6 protein-coding genes are annotated in these 6,571 nt (G+C 67.8%); 2 read left to right on the forward strand and 4 right to left on the reverse strand.

Going from position 1 to position 6,571, the window contains the following annotated elements:
- Positions 1-39 precede the first annotated feature (39 nt).
- Both dkgB and LG3211_RS24575 read left to right on the forward strand, forming a co-directional pair.
- Positions 40-843 carry a 2,5-didehydrogluconate reductase DkgB gene (gene dkgB, locus LG3211_RS24570; protein WP_057945151.1) on the forward strand — a complete coding sequence of 268 codons (804 nt, stop codon included), beginning with the start codon at positions 40-42 and terminating at the stop codon, positions 841-843.
- 174 nt (positions 844-1,017) lie between these two features.
- Positions 1,018-2,118 (forward strand): alkene reductase, encoded by a 1,101-nt coding sequence (locus LG3211_RS24575; RefSeq protein ID WP_057945152.1) that lies wholly within the window; start codon positions 1,018-1,020, stop codon positions 2,116-2,118.
- Between the two features lie 65 nt (positions 2,119-2,183).
- Here the strand turns inward: LG3211_RS24575 and mnmE are convergent, their stop codons facing one another.
- From mnmE to rpmH, 4 genes are all read right to left on the reverse strand, one after another.
- Positions 2,184-3,551 (reverse strand): tRNA uridine-5-carboxymethylaminomethyl(34) synthesis GTPase MnmE, encoded by a 1,368-nt coding sequence (gene mnmE, locus LG3211_RS24580; protein ID WP_057945153.1) that lies wholly within the window; start codon positions 3,549-3,551, stop codon positions 2,184-2,186.
- Positions 3,552-3,882: 331 nt separating this feature from the next.
- On the reverse strand, positions 3,883-5,613 hold the full coding sequence (gene yidC, locus LG3211_RS24585) for a membrane protein insertase YidC (protein WP_057945154.1): 1,731 nt from the start codon (positions 5,611-5,613) through the stop codon (positions 3,883-3,885).
- A 15-nt stretch (positions 5,614-5,628) separates the two neighbouring features.
- Positions 5,629-6,063: a ribonuclease P protein component gene (gene rnpA / locus LG3211_RS24590; RefSeq protein WP_057945155.1), complete on the reverse strand. Its 435-nt coding sequence runs from the start codon at positions 6,061-6,063 to the stop codon at positions 5,629-5,631.
- Between the two features lie 60 nt (positions 6,064-6,123).
- Complete coding sequence (rpmH, locus tag LG3211_RS24595; protein WP_027083663.1) at positions 6,124-6,264, reverse strand: 50S ribosomal protein L34; 141 nt, start codon at positions 6,262-6,264, stop codon at positions 6,124-6,126.
- Positions 6,265-6,571: the final 307 nt, after the last annotated feature.

A 6,571-nucleotide genomic window follows, 5' to 3' on the forward strand; every position in this document is an offset into this window, starting at 1 on the left:
TTCGCTTCTCTCCTCCCCCAATCACCACGAGGTTTTGCCATGACCATTCCCGCATTCGGCCTGGGCACCTTCCGTCTCAAGGGCCAGACCGTCATCGACTCGGTACGCAACGGCCTGGACGTCGGCTATCGCGTCATCGACACCGCGCAGATCTACGACAACGAAGCCGAGGTCGGCCAGGCCATCGCCGACAGCGGCGTGGCCCGCGACGACTTGTTCATCACCACCAAGATCTGGGTCGCCAATCTGTCCAAGGACAAGCTGATCCCGAGCCTGCGCGAAAGTCTGCGCAAGCTGCGCACCGACCGCGTCGATCTGACCTTGATCCACTGGCCCTCGCCAAACGATGCGGTTTCCGTCGCCGAGTTCATGAGCGCGCTCGCCCAGGCCAAGCTGCAGGGGCTGACCGGCGCGATCGGCGTGTCCAACTTCAACATCGATCTGATGCAGCGCGCGATCGACGTGGTCGGCGCGGACGAAATCGCGACCAACCAGGTCGAGCTGCATCCGTATCTGCAGAACCGCAAGCTCGCCGCCTTCGCGAAGGACCGCGGCATCCACCTGACCTCGTACATGACCCTGGCCTACGGCAAGGTGCTCGGCGATCCGGTCGTCATCGACATCGCGCGCAAGCACGACGCCACGCCCGCGCAGGTCGCGCTGGCCTGGGCGATGCAGCTGGGCCATGCGGTGATTCCATCGTCAACGAAGCGCGAGAACCTCGCGAGCAATCTGCTGGCGACCTCGCTGCGCTTGAGCGACGACGATATGCAGCGCATCGCCGCGCTGGATCGCGGCGAGCGCCTGACCGATCCGGACAGCCTCGCTCCGGCCTGGGATTGATCCCCGCGCGCCGCCGCGCCTGCGCGCACGGCGGCGCGGCTACCGCGCCACGCATCCACTCCGGCCCCGCAGCGATTCTTGCCGCAACAGAAAGAGTCGTTTGCCCCCCGCGGTATTTTTCATCGCCTCCGCGATCCCCACACTGATCGCAATCGCAGCTTCCAGAGACCGACCATGTTGTTCACCTCGCATCGCCTGGGCGGGTTCGATACCGCCAACCGCATCGTCATGCCGCCGATGACTCGCTCGCGCGCCGCTCACGGCGAAGTCGCCACCGAGCTGATGGCGCAGTACTACGCGCAACGCGCCGGCGCCGGCCTGATCGTCAGCGAAGGCACCCAGATCAGCCGCCAGGGTCAGGGCTACGCCTGGACGCCGGGCATCTACACGCGCGAGCAGATCGCCGGCTGGCGCCAGGTCACCGACGCGGTGCACGCCGCCGGCGGGCGCATGTTCGCCCAGTTGTGGCATGTGGGCCGCGTCTCGCACGTCGCGCTGCAGGCCGGCGGACAAGCGCCGGTGTCGTCGTCGGCGCTGGTCGCGCCAGGCGTGAAAGTGTTCGTCGATAGCGAAGGCCGCGGCCCGGAAGCCGGCGTCGGCGAGATGGTCCAGCACTCGCCGCCGCGGGCGTTGAGCGTGGAGGAGATCGCCGCCATCGTGCGCGACTTCGCTCAGGCCGCGCGCAACGCGCTGGAAGCCGGATTCGACGGCGTCGAACTGCACGGCGCCAACGGTTATCTGATCAATCAGTTCATCGACTCGCAGGCCAATGCCCGCGACGACGAATACGGCGGTTCGCTGCCCAACCGCCTGCGCTTCCTGCGCGAAGTCGCGCAAGCGGTGGCCGACGTGGTCGGGCCGCAACGCATGGGCGTGCGCCTGGCGCCGCTGACCACGCTGCAGGGCGCAGTCGACGACACGCCGCAGGCGACGTACCTGGCCGCGGCCAAACTGCTCGACGATATCGGCGTGGCCTATATCCACATCGCCGAGGCCGACTGGGACGACGCGCCCGCCATGCCCGACGCGTTTCGCGAAGCATTGCGCATCGTCTACGGCGGCAGCCTGATCTACTCCGGCCGCTACACCAAGCAGCGCGCGGAAGAAGCCTTGCACAAGGGCTGGGCCGACCTGATCGGCTTCGGCCGTCCGTTCATCGCCAATCCGGATCTGCCGTACCGGCTGCGTCACGACCTGTCCTTGAACGAAGGCGATCGCACGCGCTATTTCGGCGGCGGCGCGCAGGGCTATACCGACTACGCCCGCGCTGCCTGAAGCGAAGACCGGCGGCGTTATCGATACGGGCGCGTCCGAGCGGCGACGCGCGGCCGCCGATCGGCTTATTTGCCGATGCAGAAGCTCGAAAAGATATGCCCGAGCAGATCGTCCGCGCGCACGCGGCCGGTGATTTCGCCCAGGGCTTCATGCGCTTGCCGTAACGCTTCGGCGGCGAGGTCGAGCATTTCGTGATCGAGCTGGGCGCGCGCGTCGTCGAGTTCTTCGCGCGCGCGCAGCAAGGCATCGACGTGTCGCGAGCGCGCGGTGAACGCGCCTTCGGCCGCATCCGCCGCATCGCCCTGCGCCAACGCGCGCAGACGCGCGTGCAGCGCGTCCAGGCCGGCGCCGGTCTGGGCGGAAACGAATACGCGATTCTCGCCGCCGATATCGGCCGGGCCGGGCGAGTCGTAATCGGATTCGAGCAGGTCGATCTTGTTGTAGACGAACAAGCGCGCCGGTACGTCGATGATCGCGTCCGCCACCGAGGCCAGCCCGATGTGCGGGTCGCGCGCATCGATGACCACGATCGCCAGGTCCGCGCGGGTCAGCTCGCCGCGCGCGCGACGCATGCCTTCGCGTTCGATCGCGTCGCCGCCGTCGCGCAGGCCAGCGGTATCGACCAGGGTCAGTTCGACGCCGTCCAGGCGCACGGTTTCGTGCAGCAGATCGCGGGTGGTGCCGGCGATGTCGGTGACGATGGCGCGCTCGCTGCCGGCCAGCGCGTTGAGCAGCGAACTCTTGCCGGCGTTGGGCGGGCCGACGATCACCGCATGCAGACCGTCGCGCAGACGGCGGCCGCGTTCGGCGGCGGCGAGCAGATCGTCGAGCGAGGTCGAGGCGGCGGCGAAGCGCGTGCGCAATGCGGCGCCGCCGAGGGTGTCGAGCGGTTCGTCGGCGAAATCGATCGCCGCTTCCACGTGCACGCGGATCGCGAGCAGATCGGCGGCGAGGGCTTCGACGCGGCGCGAGAACTCGCCGTCGAGGGCGCGCCGCGCGGCGCGGGCGGCGCGCGCATCGCCAGCGGCGATCAGATCGGCAACGGCTTCGGCCTGGGCCAGATCCAGGCGACCTTCAAGAAACGCGCGTTCGCTGAATTCGCCCGGTCGCGCCCGCCGCGCGCCCAAGGCGCATGCGCGCGCCAGCAGTTCTTCGAGCAGCGCCGGGCCGCCGTGGGCCTGCAGTTCGACCACGTCCTCGCCGGTGTAGCTGGCCGGCGCGGCGAAATAGAGCGCGATGCCGTCGTCGATGGTGTCGCCGGCGTCATCGCGGAAACGCACGTAGTGGGCGTGACGCGGCTGCAGTTCGCGCGCGGCGATGGTCTGCGCGATCTCGCGCGATCGCGAACCGGACAAACGCACGATGCCGACGCCGCCGGCGCCGGGCGCGGTGGCAATGGCGGCGATGGTGTCGCGGGCGGCGGGCGGGGTCATGGGGAGGATCATAAATCCGGGGGTGGCGGAGGGGATGTATTTCGGGGACGAACGACAGCCGGGGAGTATCCGACGACCTGTTTTTGCTCGTCATTCCCGCGAAGGCGGGCTCCGCTTTACTTCGGCGGAGCCGAACATCCAGGGCCTTTCGTGCGAGAACGCTTGAAGTCGCTGGATTTCCGCCTTCGCGGGAATGACGAGCAAAAGCGGGCTCGGCGCGACCTAACCTGCGTAAGCCGCGAACGCCACGCGCCACCCCATCCTAAAAACACGAAGCCCGCCTTACGGCGGGCTTCGTGAACGAATCGAATCAATCGACCCGGACCGGACCTCAGTCCTTGTCCTTATCCTTTCCCGCCGTCGCCGGCGCTTCGGCATAGCGCTTGGTGGTCACCCACTGCTGCAGCAGGCCCAGGCCGCCGTTGGCGACTTGGTACAACACCAGGCCGGCCGGCAGGAACGCCAGGATCACGCCGAAGATCAGCGGCATGAACTGCATCATCTTGGCCTGCGCCGGGTCCATGCCGGTCATCGGCGTGAGCTTCTGCGTGGTCCACATGATCGCGATGTTCATCAGCGGCAGCACGAAGAACGGATCGCGCGCGGTCAGGTCGTGGATCCACAGCATCCACGGCGCATGACGCAGTTCCACCGACTCGGCCAGCATCCAGTACAAGGTCATGAAGATGATCATCTGCGGCAGCAGCGGCAGACAGCCGCCGACCGGATTGATCTTCTCCTTCTTGTACAGCTCCATCAGCGCCATCTGGAACTTCTGCTTGTCCTCGCCGTAGCGCTCCTTGAGCTGGGCCACGCGCGGCTGGAACTTGCGCATCTTCGCCGCCGACTTGTACTGCGCGGCCGACAGCGGGTACAGCGCCAGCTTCAGCAGCACCACCAGGCCGACGATCGCCCAGCCCCAGTTGCCGAACAGGTTGTGCAGCTTCTCCAGCAGCCAGAACAGGCCGTTGGCCAGGGTCGCGAAGATGCTGTAGCTGCTGAAATCGACGGCACGGTCCAGGCCGGGCACGTTCTGCGCTTCGATCGCCTTGACCAGCTTCGGGCCGACCCACAGGCGCGCTTCGGTCGTGGCTTTCTGACCCGGGGCGAGGTTGACGCCCGGGCCGAGGTCGCGGATCAGGTATTGCGGCGCGGCGCCGGCGTTGAGCTGCTCCAGCGAGAACTCGCCGGCGTCCTTGTCGCCCGGAATCCAGGCGGCGAAGAAGTGGTGCTGCAGCATCGCGATCCAGCCGCCGGTGACTTGCTTGTCCAGCTTGCCGTCGTCGGCGAATTTGTCGAACTTGCGCTTCTCGTACTTGTCGGCCGGGCTGTACCACGCCGCGCCCTGGAAGCTGTACTGCTCGGGGCTGAAGGGGCCCTTGTGCGCCAGTTCGCGCGGCACGCGGCTGAGCTGGCGGTAGACGAAGCCCTGCCACGGCACGGTGCTGCCGTTGCTGACGTCATCGCGCACTTTGATCGCGTAGTCGCCCTGGCGGAAGGTGTAGGTGCGGGTGATGGTCACCCCATTCGGGCCGGTCCATACGAACGGCACGGCGATTTCTTTCGCGTCCTTGGCCAGGACCAGATCGCGCTGCTCGCCGGCATAACGGAAACCCGACTCGTGCGTCGGCGCGGCGTTGCCCTGGCTGACCCAGCCGCTCTGGGCGACGAAGTACAAGCTGGAGTCGCTGGCCAGCAGCCGCATCGGCGGGCTGTCGGGCTCGGAGGTCACCGGATAGCGCAGCAGATCGGCTTCGCTGATCTCGCCGCCACGCAAGGTCACCTTGAATACAGCGGTGGTGACGGTGACGGCCGGCTCGGCGCCGTTGGCCGCGGCGGTGCTGACGGTGGAACCGCCGGGTACCGCCGGCGTGGCCGCGCTCGGCGCGCCCGGCACGGCGGCCGTGGCGGCGACGCCGGAAGCGACCGGCACGCTGCTGGCGGGCGCGACCGCGCTCGGCGGCGGCACGGGCGGAGCCGATTTCTCCTTGCCCCACTCCATCCATAGCAAGGTCGCCACCATCAGCCAGGCGAGGATCAGAAAAGCACGTGTCTGGTTCATGGGCAGCAGGCAGGCTCAGCCGGGACCGGAGTCCGGCGTGGGGTCGGAAGGGGAAGCGGCCGGCATTGTGCCGGGCGCCGCAGTTGCGGGCAATGCGAGCGCCGGACGGGTGCCGCCGCGCTTGAGCAGACTGTGGAAGGCGACGCGGAGTTCCTCGCCGCTGCAGCGCGATGCGCCGGGACGAGCGACCACGACATAGTCGCCACCGGCCAGCTCGGCGCGGACGTGGCGGAAAGCATCGCGAAGCACACGCTTGATGCGGTTACGGCCGACCGCATGCGGATCGACCTTACGCGAGACCGCAAGGCCCAGGCGCGGCGCGATGGAATCGTCGGCCTGGAAATGCAAAGCAAGCACGGGCAGCGCCACGCGCCGCCCATGCTTGAATATACGGTCGAAATCGGAGCGCGCGCGTACCCGCGCGGTGCGCGGGAAGCGGGTCGAATTCATTGCAGGCGGGCGGCCGCTGGACGCCGGATCAGGAAGATCGCGACAGGCGGCCGGCAACGCTTAGGCGGTCAGGCGCTTGCGGCCCTTGGCGCGACGACGGGCGAGAATCTTGCGGCCGTCGGCAGTCGCCATGCGGGCACGGAAACCGTGGTCGCGCTTGCGCTTGAGGTTGCTGGGCTGGTAGGTGCGCTTCGTGGCCATGATCGGCTCGGCTGTAACTGGCGTAGAGGACCGCGGATTCTACGGGATCGCACAAGTTCGGGTCAACTCTTTGTTTCGTCTGCGCTTTGCGTTCCGCGACCGGCGCCGCCAAAGCGGCCGCCCCAGCCTGTGCATGAACCTGTGGATTAGTCCTGTTCCGGACCCGGCGGCGATGGTAGTCTGACCGACCCCCCGGCCTCCTTCGTCGCGATGTACGCATCGTGCGTTGGGCCGCTTTCGTCCGTCGCCCGGCCTCACAGCCCCGCCCGGCCGACCGCATCACGCATAAAGAAGACTCACAGCACAG

It is taken from the genome of Lysobacter gummosus, assembly GCF_001442805.1.
Lineage (GTDB): Bacteria > Pseudomonadota > Gammaproteobacteria > Xanthomonadales > Xanthomonadaceae > Lysobacter > Lysobacter gummosus.